The organism is Micromonospora sp. NPDC005173, assembly GCF_040608515.1.
Classification (GTDB): Bacteria; Actinomycetota; Actinomycetes; order Mycobacteriales; family Micromonosporaceae; genus Micromonospora.
Window position 1 is genome coordinate 105,361 of sequence record NZ_JBEXIK010000013.1, and the last position, 19,384, is coordinate 124,744.

The 19,384-nt window shown below is 71.6% G+C and carries 17 protein-coding genes; 6 read left to right on the top strand and 11 right to left on the bottom strand.

Annotated elements, in window-relative coordinates; translation table 11 throughout:
* Nucleotides 1–53: 53 nt before the first annotated feature.
* The gene (locus ABZV00_RS17305; RefSeq protein ID WP_355607056.1) at nt 54–1,010 is read right to left on the bottom strand and encodes a DUF4034 domain-containing protein; all 957 of its coding nucleotides are present in this window, start codon (nt 1,008–1,010) and stop codon (nt 54–56) included.
* Nucleotides 1,011–1,192: 182 nt separating this feature from the next.
* Here ABZV00_RS17305 and ABZV00_RS17310 point away from each other — a divergent pair, with 182 nt between their 5' ends.
* Both ABZV00_RS17310 and ABZV00_RS17315 read left to right on the top strand, forming a co-directional pair.
* The gene (locus tag ABZV00_RS17310; RefSeq protein ID WP_355607059.1) at nt 1,193–2,002 is read left to right on the top strand and encodes an ABC transporter ATP-binding protein; all 810 of its coding nucleotides are present in this window, start codon (nt 1,193–1,195) and stop codon (nt 2,000–2,002) included.
* The gene (locus tag ABZV00_RS17315) at nt 1,987–3,906 is read left to right on the top strand and encodes a hypothetical protein (protein WP_355607062.1); all 1,920 of its coding nucleotides are present in this window, start codon (nt 1,987–1,989) and stop codon (nt 3,904–3,906) included. Before ABZV00_RS17310 ends, ABZV00_RS17315 begins: the two co-directional genes overlap by 16 nt.
* Nucleotides 3,907–4,003: 97 nt before the next feature.
* Here the strand turns inward: ABZV00_RS17315 and ABZV00_RS17320 are convergent, their stop codons facing one another.
* The 3 genes from ABZV00_RS17320 to ABZV00_RS17330 form a co-directional block, all read right to left on the bottom strand.
* Nucleotides 4,004–7,468: a ThuA domain-containing protein gene (locus ABZV00_RS17320; protein ID WP_355607064.1), complete on the bottom strand. Its 3,465-nt coding sequence runs from the start codon at nt 7,466–7,468 to the stop codon at nt 4,004–4,006.
* A 138-nt stretch (nt 7,469–7,606) separates the two neighbouring features.
* Nucleotides 7,607–7,738 carry a hypothetical protein gene (locus ABZV00_RS17325; protein ID WP_355607067.1) on the bottom strand — a complete coding sequence of 44 codons (132 nt, stop codon included), beginning with the start codon at nt 7,736–7,738 and terminating at the stop codon, nt 7,607–7,609.
* Nucleotide 7,739: 1 nt separating this feature from the next.
* Nucleotides 7,740–8,297 (bottom strand): hypothetical protein, encoded by a 558-nt coding sequence (locus ABZV00_RS17330; protein ID WP_355607070.1) that lies wholly within the window; start codon nt 8,295–8,297, stop codon nt 7,740–7,742.
* A gap of 152 nt (nt 8,298–8,449) precedes the next feature.
* Between ABZV00_RS17330 and ABZV00_RS17335 the strand changes: the two genes are divergently transcribed.
* Nucleotides 8,450–9,043 (top strand): TetR/AcrR family transcriptional regulator, encoded by a 594-nt coding sequence (locus tag ABZV00_RS17335; protein ID WP_355607073.1) that lies wholly within the window; start codon nt 8,450–8,452, stop codon nt 9,041–9,043.
* Nucleotides 9,044–9,154: 111 nt separating this feature from the next.
* Here the strand turns inward: ABZV00_RS17335 and ABZV00_RS17340 are convergent, their stop codons facing one another.
* Nucleotides 9,155–10,714, bottom strand: coding sequence for an NAD(P)/FAD-dependent oxidoreductase (locus tag ABZV00_RS17340; RefSeq protein WP_355607075.1), 1,560 nt, complete (start codon nt 10,712–10,714; stop codon nt 9,155–9,157).
* Between the two features lie 188 nt (nt 10,715–10,902).
* Between ABZV00_RS17340 and ABZV00_RS17345 the strand changes: the two genes are divergently transcribed.
* From ABZV00_RS17345 to ABZV00_RS17355, 3 genes are all read left to right on the top strand, one after another.
* Nucleotides 10,903–12,138: a hypothetical protein gene (locus ABZV00_RS17345; RefSeq protein ID WP_328416150.1), complete on the top strand. Its 1,236-nt coding sequence runs from the start codon at nt 10,903–10,905 to the stop codon at nt 12,136–12,138.
* A gap of 91 nt (nt 12,139–12,229) precedes the next feature.
* The gene (locus ABZV00_RS17350; RefSeq protein WP_328416151.1) at nt 12,230–12,802 is read left to right on the top strand and encodes a GNAT family protein; all 573 of its coding nucleotides are present in this window, start codon (nt 12,230–12,232) and stop codon (nt 12,800–12,802) included.
* 41 nt (nt 12,803–12,843) lie between these two features.
* The gene (locus ABZV00_RS17355; protein WP_328416152.1) at nt 12,844–13,257 is read left to right on the top strand and encodes a type II toxin-antitoxin system Phd/YefM family antitoxin; all 414 of its coding nucleotides are present in this window, start codon (nt 12,844–12,846) and stop codon (nt 13,255–13,257) included.
* 52 nt (nt 13,258–13,309) lie between these two features.
* On the opposite strand, the gene ABZV00_RS17360 is transcribed toward ABZV00_RS17355, so the two are convergent.
* The 6 genes from ABZV00_RS17360 to ABZV00_RS17385 form a co-directional block, all read right to left on the bottom strand.
* On the bottom strand, nt 13,310–14,377 hold the full coding sequence (locus ABZV00_RS17360; protein WP_355607079.1) for an ABC transporter ATP-binding protein: 1,068 nt from the start codon (nt 14,375–14,377) through the stop codon (nt 13,310–13,312).
* Nucleotides 14,374–15,189: an ABC transporter permease gene (locus ABZV00_RS17365; protein WP_355607082.1), complete on the bottom strand. Its 816-nt coding sequence runs from the start codon at nt 15,187–15,189 to the stop codon at nt 14,374–14,376. Before ABZV00_RS17365 ends, ABZV00_RS17360 begins: the two co-directional genes overlap by 4 nt.
* Entirely contained in the window at nt 15,186–15,938 is a 753-nt protein-coding gene (gene modA, locus ABZV00_RS17370) for a molybdate ABC transporter substrate-binding protein (protein WP_328426596.1), read from the bottom strand. The genes ABZV00_RS17365 and modA overlap by 4 nt, the downstream gene beginning before the upstream one ends.
* Before the next feature lie 32 nt (nt 15,939–15,970).
* Nucleotides 15,971–16,396, bottom strand: coding sequence for a MerR family DNA-binding transcriptional regulator (locus tag ABZV00_RS17375; RefSeq protein WP_328416157.1), 426 nt, complete (start codon nt 16,394–16,396; stop codon nt 15,971–15,973).
* 154 nt (nt 16,397–16,550) lie between these two features.
* Nucleotides 16,551–17,042, bottom strand: coding sequence for an SsrA-binding protein SmpB (gene smpB, locus ABZV00_RS17380; RefSeq protein ID WP_328416160.1), 492 nt, complete (start codon nt 17,040–17,042; stop codon nt 16,551–16,553).
* A 25-nt stretch (nt 17,043–17,067) separates the two neighbouring features.
* Nucleotides 17,068–19,305: a hypothetical protein gene (locus ABZV00_RS17385; RefSeq protein WP_355607086.1), complete on the bottom strand. Its 2,238-nt coding sequence runs from the start codon at nt 19,303–19,305 to the stop codon at nt 17,068–17,070.
* Nucleotides 19,306–19,384 lie beyond the last annotated feature (79 nt).

A 19,384-nucleotide genomic window follows, 5' to 3' on the forward strand; every position in this document is an offset into this window, starting at 1 on the left:
GGACTGATCAACCAACGGACGGTTGCGGTAGACCTCGGCCGCCGCCTGGAACGTCAGCTACGGTTCGCGGTCACATAGTCGCGGGAGGCGGTGAACTTCTCGACGGGGTCGCCGAGGATCTGCCACGGCCACTCGGTGACCAACCCGTCCAGCAGCGCGAATGCATGCCACGCCGCGTCGAACTCGTCGGCCAGTTCGAAGGCCATCGCGAACACCGCCACCCGGGGTGCCCAGCCGGGGCCGGCGGGGATGTAATCCGGGTGGAAGATCGAATTGTCCGCCGCGGCAAGAAGTTCGGCACGCACCTCGTCGGAGACGATGTACTCGTTGCCCTCCTCTCGTTCAGAGGCGTCCCACTTCTCGACGTGGGCGACGGCCACCAGTTCGTGCAGGAGGCTGTTCGGTCCGGCCGCCGTTGCGGCGCCCCGCGCGAAGTCGAACATCTCCTCGTGACTGCCGGACCATTTCGCACACAGGTACTGCAACCGCTGCTCGTGCGCGACCACGTGCCCCGGGTGCAGTCGAGTCACCGCCTCGAAGCGCTGCCGGGCCACCACCGCCCCGATGCCCAGGCCTCGGGCACTGGTGACCAGCCATGCCCGCGCGGTCACGTTGTCGGGTTCGCGGGTGAGGACCCTCTGCAACAACGTCTCGGCGTAGTGCAACCGCTCATGGAAACCCTTGAACTGGTCAGCAGTGGTGTATTTCGCCCGCTTGCCGCCGCGTGCGTCCCACGCCCAGTACACGGCGTGACAGCCGGCCACCAGCACGGGAAGAGTTGACTCAGGCTCGGCGTCGATCCAGTCGCCGATCCAGTCCTGGATCCCATCGACCCTGCCGACGGCTTCCATGAGGAAGGCCATCTCGTCCGGATCGGCCGCCATGGTGAGCAGTTCCCGGGCGAACTTCCAGTTGCGCTTCTCCAGCGCCCGGATCAGGGCCTTCCGGTGCGGGTCACCAAAGGTCGGGTCCAGGACCGGATCCTTTGACCGCTTCGTGAACGGCCACATGCAACCCAACCCCCATGTCGTACGCCATACCGGCCGCTGATACTAGATGATCAGATTCGGCCGCGGCGGCCGACCACCGCCCACCGCCCACCGCCCACCGTCAGGGTGCGTCCATTCCGCTGGTACGCCGTCTCGGGCAGACTGATGCCGGTCGTATCGAACAGACATCCACGGGGGCTTCCATGGCAGCAGAGGCCACGCAGGACCCTGTAACGGATCGATCCGACGTGGATGGCAGGCCACCGGCGTTGCGCCTGACCGGTCTGCACAAGGCGTTCGGCGCGAACATCGCGGTCAACCACGTCGATCTGACCGTGCCGCAGGGATCGTTCTTCGGCCTCGTCGGCCCGAACGGCGCCGGCAAGACCACCGCGCTGTCCATGGCGGTCGGCCTGCTGCGCCCCGATGAGGGCAGCTCCGAGGTGTTCGGCGTAGAAGTCTGGAAAGACCCGGTGCAGGCGCGGACGATGATGGGCGTCCTGCCCGACGGGCTGGCGATGCCCGAACGGCTCACCGGCCGGGAGCTGCTCACGTTCATCGGGCAGCTACGCGGGATCGAACCGGCCGTGCTCGCCGAGCGCATTGATGAGCTGCTCGACGTGATGGAGCTCAACGAGGCCGAGACCACCCTCGTGGTGGACTACTCGACCGGCATGCGTAAGAAGATCGGCCTGGCCACCGCGCTGCTGCACGGGCCGCGACTGCTGGTGCTGGACGAGCCGTTCGAGGCGGTCGACCCGGTGTCCGCGGCCGCGCTCAAGGCAATCCTCATACGGTTCGTCGAGTCGGGCGGCTCGGTGGTGCTGTCCAGCCACGTCATGGCGCTGGTCGAGCAGCTGTGCGACACGGTCGCCGTCATGGCCAAGGGTCGGGTCGTCGCGGACGGGCCGCTGGCCGAGGTCCGCGGCGAGCAGACGCTGGAGCAGACCTTCGTCCGGCTGGTCGGTGGCGACGAGCACGCCGGGAGGGGCCTGTCTTGGCTGGCGTCCTGATCCGGATGAAGCTGGCGATCATCCGGAACTCCATGAGCGGCGGCAAGGCCGCCTGGATGGTCACCGGCGGCATCTTCGGGCTGCTGTTCGCCGCGGCCACGATCTGGCTGACGTTCGTCGACATCGCCGAGCCGGGCGTGCTGGGCGATCTGCTCGCCTGCGTCTGGGTGACGTGGATGCTGGGCTGGGTGGTCGGCCCGTTGTGGGGCGGTTCGGCCGTGCTGCGCGCCGACCACTTCGCGCTGCTTCCGGTGCCGCGCCGCAAACTCGCCGTCGGCCTGCTCGGCGCCGCCTTCGTCGGTATCACCACGGCGGTCACGGCCCTGGCCTTCCTCAGCCTGATCACGTACGCGGCACACCGGGGAGTGGTGCCGGCCCTGATCGCCGTGCCGGCCGCTGCCGGGGAACTCGTGTTCGTGGTGCTGCTGTCGCGCGTCGCGTACGCCCTCTTCGGTTTTGTCGCCACCTCCCGGGTCGGCGCCGCGATCACCGGCGTGCTGTTCGCCGCCATGATCGTCCTGTCTCAGTCCGGCTGGATGGTCATCGTCGCGGTCATCTACTCGGACGTGCTCTCCACCGGCTTCTCGTCCACGTGCTCCACCACGCTGCGCTGGATTCCGTCGAGCTGGGGCGTGGTCGCCGTCGACGCCGCCGACCACGGTGACTGGCTGCTGGTCCTCGGCGCGCTCGCCGGCCTGGCCGTACTCATCGGGCTGCTCCTGCTGATCTGGGCGGCCACCCTCGGCACACCACGCCGCTCCCGGGTCACCATCCGCGGCACCAGCCACGTTCCCGTGCCGACCGGCGGCCCGTTCGCCGGCCCGACCGGCGCGGCCTTCCGCAAGGAGCTGCGCACCTGGTGGCGTGACCCACAGCGGACCACCACGGCCACCGTGCCGATCGTCTGGGCGCTGCTCACCGCGCTGCTGCCGCTCACCTTCGACGCGAAGGCGCTGCTGCCGTGGGCCGGCCCGGCCGTCGCGCTGTTCGCCATCACCTCGGCCTGCAACCTGTACAGCCAGGACGGCACGGCACTCTGGCAGACCATCACGACCGGCACCCAACGTGCGGACGTACGTGGCCGGCAGTGGGCCTACCTGGCTCTGTTCGGCCCGATCTCGATCGCCCTCAGCATCGGCTTCACCATCTGGAGCGGCTACACTTGGGCCTGGCCGTGGATCGCCGCCACCGTGCCGGCGCTGCTCGGCGGTGGTGCCGGCCTGATCGTCTACGCCTCGGTGGCCGCGATGGTGCCCGGTCCCGACGCCCACAAGCGCCCGGACAATCCGCTCGAACACGCCGACACCACCGGCCAGTCCCATGTGCTGTTCTGGATCGGCCTGATCCCGGTCGCCCCGGCGCTCACCGCCGTGATCCTCGGCGATCGGCTCGATCTGCCCGTGCTGCGGTGGGCCGGCGGACCGATCAGCCTGGCGACCAGCATCGCGCTCGCCTGGTGGCTGGGCTCGGTGGCGGCCCGGCAGCTCACCGCCAAGGGCGCGGACATGCTGCACATCATGCGTACCGGCCGGAACACGGCAGCGGGCCGGGCAGCGGCGTCGGACGGCACCAAGATCGAGATATCCAAGCGGGACGCGACGATCGGCGCCCTCTACTGGGTCGGCGGATCGATCCTGCTGTTCCCTCAGGGCCTGGTGCCGCTCGTGTTCACCCTCATCGGCACCGACGTGAAGTCCTGGTTCCTGGCGATGTACCTGCCACGCGAGTGGGGGCTGCCGGTCCCCGCCTCCAGCATTCTGATCGGCATCTTCCTGTATGCCCAGGCCATCCTGCTCACCTTCCGCAACAAGAACATCCGTGCCCAGCGCGAGGCCGTCGCGGCCCGCGAGCGCGACGAGGCCGCGGGCGGCGACCCGGAACACCACGAACTCGAATCCGTCTGACGGGCGCCCCCCGGGTGGCTGACCGAGGCAAGCCGGTCTGCGCGTACCGACGGTGACCGGCGGGCGGGATGGTTCCCCCGCCCGCCGGTGACCATGGTCAGTTGACCGTGATGGTCAGGTTTGCCGAGCGGGTCTCCCCACTGGTGTAGGTGACCGTCACGCGGGCGGTGAAGGTTCCCTTGCGCGGGTAGCCGTGGCCGGTCGACCGCAGCGTCGCTCCGTGCGTGACGGCGCTGTTGTCGCCGAAGTCCCACGCGTAGTCGGTGATGCTCTGCCCGGACGGCGCCGTCGCGGTCGCGGTCAGGGTGGTGGTCAGCGGCGCCGTGCCGCTGCCCGGGCTGGCCGCGAGGGAGAGCGTCCCGCCGGGCTCCTGCTTGACGCCGGCACCGTTGAACCGCAGCCAGTCCAGCGAGAGCAGGTCCGGGGTGCCGCCGACCTGGGCGGCGTTGACGAACTTCGCGTACAGGGTGGTGGTGCCGGCGGGCTTGTTGGTCAGGGTGACGGTGGGCGAGACCAGGTTGTCCCACCCGCCGGTCGATCCGATGGTGGCCCTGCCGATCAGGGTGCCGGTGGGTGAGCCGGTTCGCAGCTCGATGTCGCCGCCGAGCCCGCCGTTGGTCACCCCGAGCGTCACCGAGCCGACGTTGCGCAGGTCCACCGGCCCGTACGCCGCCCAGTCGTTGTGGTCGACGTCGCCGAGCCGCTTGCCGGCGCGGGCGGTGGCCCGGTCGTTGACCGTGATGCCGGACTGGGCGGTGAAGTGCTCGGCCTCCTTGCTCTTGGGCTGCAACTGCGCCCGGGTCGAGCCGGTCAGGGCCGGTACGCCGCCGGCCGCGCCGCCGTCGGTGTACTGCGCGGTGACGACCGTGTAGAGGTTCTGCCCCGGCCCGTGCCCGTCACCGGCGTCGGCCTCGGTGGCCAGCAGCCCCGAGCAGCCGGTGTACACGTCCAGCGGGTGGGCGTGCGAGTCGTGGCCGAGCTGGGTCTGCACGGTCACCTTCGCGCAGTCGATGGTGGCGTCCTCCGGGTCGGTGACCGTCACCGTGTACGGGATCTTGTCGCCGAAGTCGAAGAAGCCGCCGTCGGGCACGGTGATGGTCACCGTGGGCCGGGTGTTGCCGACCACCACGTCGGTGACCGCGCTGGCGGTCAACCCGTTGCCGCTGTTGCGCACGGTCAGCCGGGCGGTGAACTTCCCGGCCGCCGAGTAGGTGTGGCTCGGGTTGGCGGCGGTGGAGTCGGTGCTCCCGTCGTTGGTGAAGTCCCAGGCATAGCTGAGCGCCGAGCCGTCCCCGGCGGCCGATCCGGCCGAGGAGAAGGCCACGGTCAGCGGCGGGCGTCCACTGTCCGGGTTGGAGATGAGCTTCACGGCCGGCGGCCGGCCGTTGGCCACGTAGTCGATCCGGTAGATGCCGGCGCCGGCGTTACTGCCGCCGCGACCGCTGCCGGTGCCCTCGCCGAAGTCGATGACGTAGAGCGAGCCGTCCGGGCCGAACTCCGCCTCGAAGGGCTGGATCCAGCTCATGTTGCCGAAGATCCCGTTGATGGACTGGAGGTCACCCACGGCGGTGGGGCCGAAGCGCGCGTTGCTGAAGGTCTGCGCCGTCTTGTGGATCGAGAGCGTTTTGAACCACTTGCGGGTGAACTCGTAGGTGATCCACTTGCCCTCGAAGTACTCGGGGAACTTGGTGGTGCGGGTGTTGGCCGGATCGTGGTCGTAGACCGGGCCGCTCATCGGCCCGCCGCCGCCGGTGCCCGCCTCGGGGAACTGGCTGGAGGCGGAGTACGCGTACCAGACCAGCGCCGACTTCGCCGCCGGCAGGGTGGTCAGGCCGGTGTTGTTGGGGGAGTTGTTCACCGGGGCGGCGCAGTTGAATTTCGCCCCGGAGGTGCTGGTGGCGAAGTTGTAGTCGTTGAACGGGATGTTGTTGCCCACGCAGTACGGCCAGCCGTAGTTGCCGGCGGCGGTGATCCGGTTGAACTCGACCGTCCCCTCCGGACCCCGGTTGGGATCGGCGGCGCGGGCGTCCGGGCCGTAGTCGCCCACCAGTAGCGCGTTGGTCAGCGGGTCGATGGTGATCCGGAACGGGTTGCGCATGCCCATCGCGTAGATCTCCGGCCGGGTCCTCGCGGTGCCGGCCGGGAAGAGGTTGCCGCTCGGGATGGCGTACGTGCCGTCGGCCTGCGGGGTGATCCGCAGGATCTTGCCGCGCAGGTCGTTGGTGTTGCCGGCGGTGCCCTGGGCGTCCCAGGCGGCCCGCCCGGCCTGCTCGTCGATCGGGGTGTACCCGCTGGAGGCGAACGGGTCGGTGTTGTCGCCGATCGCGGCGTAGAGCCGCCCGGCGGCGTCCATGGTCAGCGAGCCGCCCATGTGCGAGTTGGCCCGGCCCACCCCGCGGAAGGTGGGGATGGCCAGCAGCCGTTTCTCCGAGGAGAGCGCGACGCTGTTGTTGGCGACCGTGAACCGGGACAGGTTGAGCTGTTTGAGGGTCTTGTCGGACCAGAGCAGGTAGATCCAGCCGTTGCTGGCGAAGTTGCGGTCCAGCGTCATCCCGAGCAGCCCGTCGGACTGGTCGGTCATCGCCGAGGTGTACGCGAGGTCCAGCAGCGTGCTGACCTGAAGGGTGTCCTGGTTGACCACCTTCAACGCGCCCGTGCGCTGGATGTAGTAGACCTTCCGGTCGGGGGCGACGGCCAGTTCGAACGGGTCGGCGAGGTTCTCGGTGACCAGCCCCACCCGTTCGAAGTTGGTGGTCTCGGTGGCCGAGCAGTCGCCGGCCACCGCGCCGGCGGCCCACTCGATGCCGTAGCGCAGGTGCTCCAGGAAGGCCGGCTCGCTGAACCGGGAGCTGGCGTGCCCGCCGGCGGTGAACCAGGACCGGCCGCCGTCGTAACGCTGACACCAGGAGTACGCGTGGTCGACGCCCTCGTCCAGCCCGTTGATCCCGTCCCGCACCTTGATCTGCGCGAGGGTGTGCACGTTGCCGGTCGGATTGGTCCGCCAGTTGTACCACTCCTCGCTCTGCTCCCAGAGCTCCGGCAGGTTCCGCGTCGAGGGGTGCGCCCGGTCGAGCACCTTCACCCGGCCGGGATAGGTGCCGCCGGTGGCGGAGAAGTCGGGGTGGAAGTCGAAGATGGTGCCGACCAGGCCCTCGTACCAAGGCCAGTCGCGCTCGCTGGCCGAGGCGGCGTGCAGGCCGGCCCAGCCGCCCTCGTTGCGGATGAACGTCTGCAACGCCGCGCGCTGGCTCGCGTTGAGCAGGTCACCGGAGGCCGGGGTGGAGTTGGTGTTGTTGAACACCAGGGCGTCGAAGGTGGCGAGGTTCGCGTCGATGAACGCGGCCGCATCGGTGGTGGCGACGACCTCGAAGTTGTGGGTGGTGCCGAGTTGCTGGATCGCGGCGACGCCGGCCGGGATCGAGTCGTGGTAGAAGTTGGTGATCTTGGAGAAGACCAGCACCCGGAAGCGGGGGGCGGCCTCGGCGGGCAGGGCGGTGGTGGTGCTCAGCACGGTGGCGACGGCGAGCAGGGCGAGGCAGAACGCGCGCAGGAATCGGGGCATGGGGGCGCTCCCTGTCGGACGGTGAGGGTCGGAAAGCGCTTTCTTGCTGCCTGAATCACGGTACTGATAGACAGTGATGACCGTCAATAGCCGTAAGGTAAGCGGTTTCCTGGCCTGGAGGTGGTCCTCGGCTTGCGGTCAGCGGCCGCACGCCTCCAGCAGGCGCAGCCAAACCTCGCTGACCGTCGGGAACGCGGGAACGGCGTGCCATAACGTCTCCCCAACCGGCCCCGCGCCGATCACGACGACGTCATACGTCGCGTTCCTCATGTCAGTTTGCCTTCGCGGCGCGGCCGAGGCGGATGGCCGAGATGAGGAAGAAGGTGGCACCGGGGATGGCGTAGCCGATGGCGTTGGTCAGCACCGGGTTGTCCGCGGAGGCACCGGCGATGAACGACGCGCCGGCGAGTACGGAGATGCCACCGCTGATGATCATCGGCCACTGACCACCCATCCTGCGGCGGGTAATCGCCACGATCAGCTGAACCAGCCCGGCCGCGACCGCCCAGGTGCCCCACACGCGCAGGACCGCCGATATGCCGGACGCGCCGGCGATTGCCAGACCGACCGCGGCGAGCAGGCTGACCGCGACGTTCACGTACAGCAGGGTGGGCGATCCGGTGGCGCGCGACGCGCGGGCGTCGATGACGGCGGCGGCCACGTCGAACAGCGGGTAGAGCACGAGCAGTGTCACGGTGAGCGGGCCGAGGTGCTCGGCGGTCGTGAACATCACGAGGGCCCAGACGATGGCGAATGCGAAGCGGACGAAGTACAGCCGCCGAAGGGTGGACGCCGTCGTCGAGATGCCGGGTGCGGTAACGGTGGTCATGGTGATCCTTTCGGTGGTTCCTGAGGGAGAACCGCGACCAGCGGGCGCCGCGGCCGGAAAACCACCAGGGAGAACGAACGTTCTGTCTTGCCAATGATGACGAGGCCGCGCCGACCTGTCAAGACCGAACGTTCTATCCCTATGATGGGCTCATGGCACGTGGCGAAAGCGACATCCGACCGTCCGAGGCGCGGCAACGGCTCCTTGTCACCGCGACCAGGATTTTCTACGGGGAGGGAATCCACTCGGTCGGCGTCGATCGGATCATCAGAGAGGCGAAAGTGACCCGGGCCACTTTCTATCGGCACTTCCCTGGCAAGGAGGATCTCGTCCTGGCCTATCTGCAGGCGGCCGATCAAGCCATCCGCGGCCCGGTGGACGCGGTCACCGCCGGCCTACCGGCGCCTGACGCCCTTCGGGCCGTTGCAGAGTCGATTGCCCAGGACATCCAGTCCGCAGGCTTTCGCGGCTGCGCCTTCCTGAACGCCGTGGCTGAGTATCCCGATCCCGACCACCCCGTGCACCAAGCCGTCCTCGCTCATCGGCAGTGGTTCCTCGACACGATCAATACCTTGATGGCGAGCATCCAAAAAGCCGAGGCCGAGTCCGCCGCGCAGCAATTCGTCATGCTCCGCGATGGGGCCATGGCGGCCGGCTGCCTCTTCGACCCGGTACTGATCTGCGAGACCTTCCTCCGCAGCGTCGAAGGACTCATCCGGACTCACGCCGCACGCCAGCCATCCTGAGTCGCGTTCAGCCTGCGTTTGGGCGCGCCGAACCGTAGGCCGTCGAAGAGGGTCCCCGCCCGCCCCGCTGGCCCACGATCAGAGTCACGGGTCGGCCGCGTCGACCGTCCGTCAGACCAGCGGCACCTGCGCCGGCCGATCACCCTGCGCGGCGGCACCCACACCCTTGGGCACAGTGATCGGGGCAGTGATGGTCCGGCTCGGCAGCACCGGCGCGTCCCGGCCCGTGCCCCGCCGCCGGTCGCCGCCGGTGGACTGCTCGTGGTAGTCCTGCTCCACGTTCACCGACCAGACATCGTGCGCGCTGCCGGTGGCGATGTTCTCCGCGGTGAGCATGGCGGTCAGCATCGAGTGGTCCTGGTTGTTGTAGCGGTGCATGCCGTTGCGCCCCACCGGGTGTACGTTCGGCACCGCCTCGGCCAGCCAGGCCCGGATCACGTCCACGTTGTGCTGGTAGCGCTCGTCGTACACCGGGTACGCCTTCGGCATCCGCACCACGTAGCCGGCCTCCACCACGCCGGGCCGGGCCAACCCCAGCCGCTCCAGCTCCGCGGTGGCCAGCGCCACCAGGTCGGCATCCGGGGTACGCCACATCTCGTCGCCTTCGAAGACGAAGTACTCCAGACCCAGGCAGGTGCGGCCGTCCTTGACCAGGTAGGGCGACCAGGAGCCGAAGTTCTGGATCCGGCCGACCCGCACGCCCTGGTCGTGCACGTAGATCCAGTTGTCCGGGAACGAGAACTCGGCCGGCACCACCAGCGCGACCGTCAGGAAGTCGCGGTAGCGCAGGTCCGCGGCACAGGCCAGCACCTCCGGCGGCGGCGCCGGGCGCAGCGCCGCCACGAGCTCCGAGATCGGCATCGACGAGACCACGTGGTCGGCCGGTGTGGTGCGTTGCCCGCCCGCGCCGTTGACCGTCACGCTGATCGCCCGCCGTCGCCGCGGGTCGCGGTGCACCGCGGTGACCCAGGTGCCGGTCGACACCTCCCCGCCCCGGTCGCGCACCTGCTCGGCGCAGCGCTCCCACATCATCCCCGGTCCGTACTTCGGGTACTGGAACTGCTCGATCAGACTGGTCACGTCCGTGCGGTACCGCCGGGGCAGCACCGCGTTGCGGATCGCCTTGGCCAGCGACAAGTTCTTGATCCGCTGCGCGGCCCAGTCCGCCTGCAGCCGGTCCGCCGGCATCCCCCAGACCTTCTCGGTGTACGTCTTGAAGAAGATCGAGTACAGCCGCCAGCCGAACCGGGCCGACACCCAGCCCTCGAAGTGCGACTGGTCCCGCGGCGGGCGCAGCCGGGCACGGGCGTACGAGCCCAGGCAGCGGGCGGCCTCCGGCAGCCCGAGGTTGCGCAGCGCGTTCACCGCGCTCAGCGGGTAGTTGAACAGCGCGCCCCGGTAGTAGATCCTGCTCATCCGGGGCCGGGTCAGGAAGTCCTCGTCCGGCAGGATCTCGTGCCAGAACGCCTCCACCCGGGGGACCTTGGTGAAGAACCGGTGCCCGCCGATGTCGAAGCGCCACCCGTCGCGCTCCACGGTCCGGCTGATCCCGCCGACCACCTCGTCCGCCTCGAACACCTGTACCGGCAGCCCGTGCCGGAGCAGCTCGTACGCAGCCGTGAGCCCAGCCGGCCCCGCACCGATGACCACCGTGCCGTGCTGCTCGCCCATGCCCCCGCGCTCCCTGCTCACCCGCTGTGGTTGAGGCGCGGCGCGTACCCGTTCTGCGCCGGACTTCACTCTCGCGGCGGCGCGGGTCACGGCGGTTTCCGCTCCGGCGGGGCGCGCGGCGGCGTACAACGGGAGGGGCGACACCCCCGCGGCGGGTGAGTCTGGGGCGGACCGGGGGAGCGGGGCGGATGCGCCGGTGGCGGAGCGGCCGGGGGCGCGCGACGGCGCTGGCCGCCGGCCTGGCCGGGGCGGCCCGGGCCGGGACGCGGCTGGCCCGCCGGGTGCCGTCGCCCTGGCCCTACCTGCTCGGCCTCTTCCTCGGCGCGAAGCTGCTGCTCACCCTGGTCGGATTGCTGGTCCTGCACGCCTGGGACGGCATCCCCGGCGCGCCGCCGCCGGACGAGGCGTTGATGTGGGCGCAGCAGCGGGACGTCTCCGGGCACCGGTGGATCTCCTTCTGGTTCGCCTGGGACGCGCTGCTCTACCTGCGGCTGAGCCAGCTGCCGCTGACCGGGCCGTGGGCGGACTTCGGCTTCCCGTTGCTCTACCCGTTCCTGGCCCGGCCGGTCGGCGCGCTGCTCGGCGGCGACAACGCGCTGGCCCTGCTGCTGATCAGCAACGTCGCGTTCCTGCTGGCCCTCTGGTACGGCTACCGGCTGGCCGAGCTGCTGCTCGGCGATCCGGACGCGGCCCGCCGGTTCACCCGGTACCTGGTGCTGCTGCCAACCGCGTTCCTGTTCCAGGCCGCGCTGACCGAGTCGCTCTTCGTCTGCCTCGCGCTGGCCTCGTTCTACTACGCGGAGCGGCGCCGCTGGCTGCTGGTCGGCGTGCTCGGCTACTTCCTGGCGATGAGCCGGTCGGTCGGCCTGCTCGTCGCGCTGCCGCTGGCCCTGGTGCTGCTCCGCCAGCACGACTGGCGGCTCGGCCCGCGCGCCCTGCTCGGATACCTGCGGATCGGCTGGCCGCTGTTGCTGCTGCCCGCCGGCTGGTTCACCTTCATGGCGTTCTGTCGGTGGCGTGGTGGGGACTGGTTCGCCTACCAGCACGCCCAGCAGGAAGGGTGGGGGATCGAGGTGCAGAACCCGGTGCCGGTGCTGTTGGGTGGGTTGGCCGGGGAGACGCGCGACGCCGCCCGGGTCTGGTTCGCCGTGGCCGTGCTGGCCGTGCTGGTCGCGGGGTTCCGCCGCCGGGAGCTGGCCTACCTGGTCTACGGCGTACTCATGGTGCTGGTGCCGCTGTCGATGGGCCCGCCGGTCTACAAGAGCCTGCTGCGCTACCTGCTCGCCGCGTTCCCGGTGGCCCTGGTGCTGACCCGCTGGGCGCGCCGCGCCACCGTCGACGTGTGGCTGACCGCGGCCCTCGCCCTGGTGCAGGGCGCGCTGTTCGTACTCTGGCTCAGCTACTGGACACACATGATCATCTGAGCCGGCCTGCCGGGCCTGCCGGGCCTGCCGGGCCTGCCGGGCCTGTGGGAGCCTGCTACCCGACGTCGGCCCCGTACCCCGTGGAGGTTCCATGTTCGCCCTGCCGCTGACCGAGGAGGTCGAGCTGCGCCCGCTGGACCCGTGGCGGGCCGAGGAGTTCCTCGCCCACCTGGACCGGGCCCGGGAACACATCCAGCCCTGGGTGTCGCCGTCGTTCGTCGCCACCGACCTGCCCTCGGCCCGGGCGGTGCTCCAGCGGTACGCCGACCGCTGGGCCACCGACTCCGGTGGCATCTGGGGGCTGTGGTGGCGCGGCACGCTGGTCGGCGGGGTGATGTTCGTGTCGTTCGACGTGGCGCTGGGCGTCTGCGAGGTGGGCTGTTGGGTGGAGCCGGCGGCGCAGGGGCGCGGCATGGTCGCACCGGCGATCCGCCGAATCGTCGACTGGGCCGTACGCGAGCGCGGCATCCAGCGGGTGGAGTGGCGCACCAACGCCGAGAACGCCCGCAGCATCGCGCTCGCCCGCCGGCTCGGCCTGCGCCACGACGGCACTCTCCGCCAGGTGTACCCGCGCCCGAACGGGCGGATCGACCTTGAGGTCTGGTCGGTGCTGGCCGACGAGTGGCTGGCCGGGCCGGCCGCCGGGCAGCCCACCGTCCACTGACGACGGCGGATTCTGTCGTACCCGGGCGGCACCATGCATCCATGGCCGTCCCCGCGCTCACCCCGCACCCCGACCCGCCGCGCTCCGTGCCGCTGCGCGAGGCGCGCACCCGGTTCAGTCAGCTTGTCGCGCTGGCCGAGCTGACCGACGCGGTCACCGTCGTCACCCGCGACGGCGATCCCCGTCCGATCGCCGCCATCGTCCCGGCCGCCGCCGCCCGCAGTGGTGCGCAGGCCCGCGCCGACGCCGACCGGCTCGCCACGGTCACCGCCGGCTGGGCCCGTCGGCTCGACGAGCAGCACCGGCGCAGCAGTCAGCGGCACGCAGCCGAGCTGGGTGCCGTCCGCGCGGCGCTGGCCGAGGCGTGGGCTGAGCTGGACCGGCGCGTCATCCCCGGCAGCGACCCGGCGCTGGCCCGGCTGCGCGCCGCGCACAACGACCTGCTTGCCGGCTGAGCCGTGGTAGGCCGGCCACCCGCACGCCGACCCTGCTCGCCGGGGGCCGGGGTCAGCCGTTGGCCGGGTAGGCGTGCGTCTCGGTCGCCTTGACCGCCACCCAGACGCGCTGCCCGGGGATCAGCCGCAGCTGGGCGGCGGCGGCCGGGGTGACGTCCGCGGCCACTCCGATCGGTCCGTCCAGCTGCACCCGCACGTTGTCGCCGTGCCGCTGGACGCCGGCGACGGTGCCCGCCCAGGTGTTGCGCGGGCTGCCCTCCGGCCGGGACGGGTGCAGGGCCACCGCCGCTGGGCGGAACGCGACGAACGCCTCGCCGTCCATCCGGTCGGCGACGGTGAGGGACAGGTCCGGCGCGACCCGTACCCCGTGCCCCTCGGCTCGGCCCCGGTAGAGGTTCAGCCCGACCAGCCGGGCCACGTAGTCCGTGCGGGGGCGGGCGGTCACGCTCGGGCCGTCACCCTCCTGCACCACCTGCCCACCCTCCACGATGACCAGTCGGTCGGCCAGCGCCAACGCGTCCAGCGGGTCGTGGGTGATCAGCACCGTCGCCCCGGGGTGCGCGGACAGGTGCCGGTGCAGCTCCGCGCGGGTGTCCAACCGGGTGCGGGCGTCCAGCGCGGCGAGGGGCTCGTCCAGGAGCAGCAATGACGGCTCGACGGCCAGTGCCCGGGCCAGCGCCACCCGCTGCGCCTGCCCGCCGGAGAGCTGTCGGGGCCGGCGGTGCGCCTGGCCGGCCAGCCCCACCCGGCCGAGCCAGTCCCGGGCCGTGGCCCGCGCCGCCCGCCGGTCGACGCCGTGCCGGCGCGGGCCGAATGCCACGTTGTCCAGGGCACTCAGGTGCGGAAAGAGCAGGTAGTCCTGGAAGACCACGCCGATCGGCCGACGTTCGGTGGGCACCCAGCCCCGGCTCGCCGGCCGGTCCAGGTCGACGCCGTCGAGGGTGACGTGCCCGGCGCTGAGCGGCTGCAGCCCGGCCAGTGCGCGCAGCGCGGTGGTCTTGCCGGCGCCGTTCGGCCCGAGCAACGCGACCACCTCGCCGGGCGCAACCCGCAACGGCACGTCAAGCCGGAAGGCGTCCCGGTCGACGACGAGCCGGGCGTCGAGCAGCGGCGCGGTCATGGGCCGGTGATCCAGCGGTGCCGTAGCGCGGCCAGGATGCCCACCGAGACGATGAGCAGCACCAGGCTGAGCACCATCGCGGATTCCAGGTCGGTCTCCAGGGCCAGGTAGACGGCGAGCGGCATGGTCTGCGTCCGGCCCGGATAGTTGCCGGCGAAGGTGATGGTGGCGCCGAACTCGCCGAGAGCTCGGGCCCAGCAGAGCACCGCGCCGGCGGCCAGCCCTGGCGCCACCAGGGGCAGCGTGACGTGGGTGAAGGTGGTCCACCGGCCGGCGCCCAGCGTCGCGGCGGCCTCCTCGTACCGGTTGTCGGTGGCCCGCAGGGCACCCTCCACGGCGATCACCAGGAACGGCATGGCGACGAACGCCTCGGCCAGCACCACGCCCGCGGTGGTGAAGGGCAGGGTGATGCCGAACGTAGCGTCGAGCCAGCCGCCGAGCAGCCCCCGACGGCCGAAGACCAGCAGCAGTGCCACCCCGCCGACCACCGGCGGCAGCACCAGCGGCACGGTGACCAGGGCGCGGACCAGCCGGCGGCCGGGGAACTCGACCCGGGCCAGCAGCCAGGCCAGCGGCACGCCGAGCAGCAGGCAGAGCACGGTGGCGAGGGTGGCGGTCTGCACCGACAGTCGCAGCGCGGTCAGCGCTCCCGGCTCGGTGAGCCGCTGCGGCAGCGTCGTCCACGGCGCCCGGACGACCAGCCCGGCCAGCGGCAGGATGAGGAAGAGCAGCCCCAACCCGGCGGGGATCAGCAGCGCCGCCGGCACCCGACCCCGCCGACGGGGCGCGGCGGCGTCGAGGACCCGGCTCACGGAGCCTGGAACCCGGCCTCGGCGAGAACCGCCTGCGCTGGTGCCGAGCGGACGTACGCGACGAAGGCCCGCGCGCCGGCCGGGTTCGGCGCCTCCTTCAGCGCCACGATCGGGTAGTCGTTGACCGCCCGCGCCGACTCGGGAAACTCCACGCCGGTCACGTCGGCGGCCGCCGCCCGCGCGTCGCTGCGGTAGACCAGGGCCGCGTCGACCTCGCCGAGCTTCACCTTGGCCAGTGCGCCCTTGACGTCCTGCTCCAGGGTGACCGGCGTCAGCGCGACGCCGGCCGCGTCCAGCGCGGTCCGGGCCGCCGCGCCGCAGGGCACCTGTTCGGCGCAGAGCGCCACCTTCACCCCTGGCCGGATCAGGTCGGCGAGCCCGGTCACCCCCTTCGGGTTGCCCCGGGGCACCGCGATCACCAGTTGATTGCGGGCGAAGGTGCTCGGTGTGCCGTCGGCGTTGCCGGCCTTGGTCACCGTGGTCATGTTCGTCGGCGCGGCCGAGGCGAACACGTCCGCCGGCGCCCCCTGGTTGATCTGGTTGGCCAGGGCCGAGCTGCCCGCGAAGTTGAAGGTGACCGAGCTGCCCGGGTTGGCGGCCTCGAAGTCACTGCCGATGCGGGTGAACGACTCGGTCAGCGAGGCGGCGGCGAACACCGTCACCGTGCCGGTGACCCGGCCGTCCGCGGCGCCCCCCGGGGCCTCGTCCCCGGCGCAGCCGGAAACCGCCAGCCCGGCCACCGCCACCATGGCCACCAGCGCGGCGCGCACTCCCTGCCTGCTCATCCGCCGGTCCTTCCCCTGGTCGGGGCGGCGGGTGCGGCCCGTTCCACCACCACCGTGGTCGACTTGATCACTGCGACGGCCACCGACCCGACCCGCAGGTCGAGCTCGTCGACCGCTTCCCGGCTCATCAGCGACACGATCCGGAACGGGCCGGCCTGGATGTCGACCTGGGCCATCACGGTGTCCTTGCGGACGTCGACGACGATGCCGCGCAGCCGGTTGCGAGCCGAGGACAGCTCCGCGCCCGCGTCCGGGTCGGCCGCCTGGGCGCGGGCGAAACCGGCCAGGTCGACGCCGTCGATGACCCGGTGGCCGTGCGCGTCCCGCCCGGCGGGCAGTCGCCCGGCGTCCACCCAGCGGCGGATCGTGTCGGCGCTGACGCCGAGCAGGTCGGCCGCCTCGCCGATCCGAAACATCGTCACGGCCACACCCTAGCGCCCGCATCTGCGAGCACGGAAGGCCAGGACCGCCGTTTCTGCGTACCTGAAGGGCCATCTGGGCCGCATCTGCGGCCTCGCCTGTCGCGCGCGCCGGGCGAAGTCGGTGTGCCCAGGCCAGGCCGGGTGGTAGCGGCGGTCAGGCCCGGCGGGGGTGGCCCTTGAGGTGCCGGCCCAGCTCGCGGGCGATCTCCCGGTTGGCGTCCCGCTCGGCCAGCGTCTGCCGCTTGTCGTAGGTGCGCTTGCCCTTGGCCAGGGCCAGCTCGACCTTGGCCCAGCCGTTGTCGAAGTACATCGACAGCGGGACCAGGGTCACCCCGCCCTCGCGGACCTTTTCCAGGATCCGGTCGATCTCGGACCGGCGCAGCAGTAGCTTGCGGTTGCGCCGGGGGGCGTGGTTGGTCCACGTGCCGTAGGCGTACTCGGCGATGTGCAGGCCGTACAGCATGAGCTCGCCGTCGCGCTCGTGGGCGAACGCGTCCACCAGCGACGCCCGCCCCTCGCGCAGCGACTTCACCTCGGTGCCGACCAGCACGATGCCCGCCTCGTACGTCCGGAGCACGGTGTAGTCGTGCCGGGCCTTCTTGTTCGAGGCGATCAGCCGGCGTTCGGGCTGCTGGGACGGAGTCACCCGGCGACGATATCCGGCCGGCGGCTCACGGGCTCAGCCGGCGGTCCGCGCGTAGCCGCTCAATCAGGTCCCGCTCCGCCGCCGCGAACGACTCCTCCGACTCGCACGGCCAGTGGCCCAGGATTGGCGGTGGCACGCTGTCGTACGGCGGCGGCACGACGCCGTGCGGGTCGGTCAGCCGGGTGTCCACCGCCGCCATCGGGCCGGTCAGCGTTTCGTGGTCTCCGGGGCGGTGCCGGGCGAAGATCCAGCCACCGAGCGGGTCGGTGTCCCGCCACAGGTTCCTCCATCGCCAGCCGACGCGCTCGCCGATCTCCCGCAGCACCTCGTCGTCGACGTACGCGGGGAACAGCCGCGCGTACACCCGTTGCAGCGGCGACCCGTAGGTCAGCAGGGCGACCCGGTCGGTGACCCGGGGTGGCAGTTGCAGCACCGTGGCGGCGAGCAGCACTGACCCGTGGCTGTGCCCGGCCAGCAACACCCTCTCGCCCTGCTCGACCAGGTAGGTGATCCGCCGGGTCAGCTCCGGCACGGCCCGCTCGGCATAGCAGGGCGGAGCGAAGGGATGCGCGGCCCGCGGCCAGAAGGTGCCGAGATCCCACAGCACGCCCACGTACCGGCGGAACTGCGCCGTCCGGTACGCGAAGATGCCGCCGATCACCAACCCGAGCACGATCGCGGCGATCGCGTAGCTGCCCATCCCGATCAGGAAGTTGACCAGGTCGGCGGGCACCCCGACGTAGCGCTGGATCACGTCGCCGGGATAGAGCTGGAGCAGGCCGAGCACGCTGGTGGCCAGGCCGAGCGCGGCGAGTCCCGCGTAGACCGTGGTGAGCGGTTCCAGCCGTTCGGTGAACCGGGCCCGGGCCACCGTCCGCTCGACCTGGCGCAGCCGGTCCGCCGCCTCCGGCGGCGCGTGCGGGAAGTCGGCGGCCACGATCGCCCTCGCGGCCCGCCACCGACCATGCCGGGTCAGCACCGTGACCACGCCGCCGACCAGCAGCGCGGTCAGCACCGCGATGAAAAACCCGAAGATCGCCCACTTGTACGCCAGCGGCGGGCTGGTGGCCAGCCGGTCGGCGGTCTCCCCGTCGCGGTCCAGCAGGTCCGACACCCGGTAGACCAGCTCGGCGGAGAACGCCACGGCGAGGCCCGCGGCCACCGTGACGAAGACCGGCGCACCCAGCGCGCGCAGCGGCGAGCTGCCCGGCCGCCCGCCCCGTCGCCAGATCACCAGCGCGGCGAGTACGACCAGCAGCGCGGTCTGGCTGGCGAACAACCAGGCCACGGTGGCGCCGTACCCGGGCAGCTCGCGGCTCTGCGGCCATGGCTTCGGACTACTGATGGTGTGCACGATCACCAGGACGGTCAGCCCGCAGGCGATCGTGCGCAGCCCGCGGGTGAGCCCGTCGACCCGGGCGGCCGGGCCGGGCCGGTCGATGCTCTGCACCACGGTGAGCAGGACCAGACAGGCGAGCAGCACCGCCCCGGTGGCCACCAGCAGCAGCATCATCTCCCACGAGGCACCCTGGCTGGTCCGGGCGGCCAGCAGGCTGCCGTTCAGAGTGGCGAACGCGGCGGCGACGTGCACCGAGCGCAGCCGGCCCACCAGCGGTGCGCCGTCCCACTGGCCGACCGCACTCAACTGGGTCTCGGAGGCTGCGGGCTCCCGGGTCCGGAACGCGTCGAACGAGTGGCCCGGGCGCGCGCCCAGCCACCAGACGAGGCCGATGGCGGCGACCGGCACCAGCGCCAGCACGCCCAGGCGCAATCCGGGCGAGCGACCGCCGAGCCAGGACAGCCAGCTCCGCTCGGCCATGCAGGACGAGAGGCCCGTGCAGCGCCAGGCGACGAGGTCCAGCGCCACCCCGACGATCGACAGCACGTAGAGCATGGTGAGGGTGAGCGCGAGCACCCGGCACAGCCCGACGATGCCGTGCTTCGAGGCGCGGCTCGCCGGGCGCATCCAGAGCGCCACGTTGCAGAGCATGAACGGCAGCAGGAACACCAGCGACAGCGTCCGCACGGCCGTGCCGGACGGCAGGTCACTCCACCGGTACGCCTCCAGCGTCATCCCGCCCGTCCCGGTTTCGTCCGGGTAGCCCGGGCGTGGGCGGTAGAACCCGCCGCTGCGGTCGCCGGCGACCTGATGGACGTGCGGCCGGTCCAGCACCTGGTCCGCCCCCGCACCGGAGACGCCGTGCACCCGCAGCTCCACGATGCGGCCCGACGTCGTCGGTCCGGTCGGCGACGCGTCCGCCATGGGCCCCCCGAGGTGTGCGCGGCAGCTGGGCGGGTGGTCGGTGTGCGGCCACCCGCGCGGCGACCCGGCTTACCCGTCC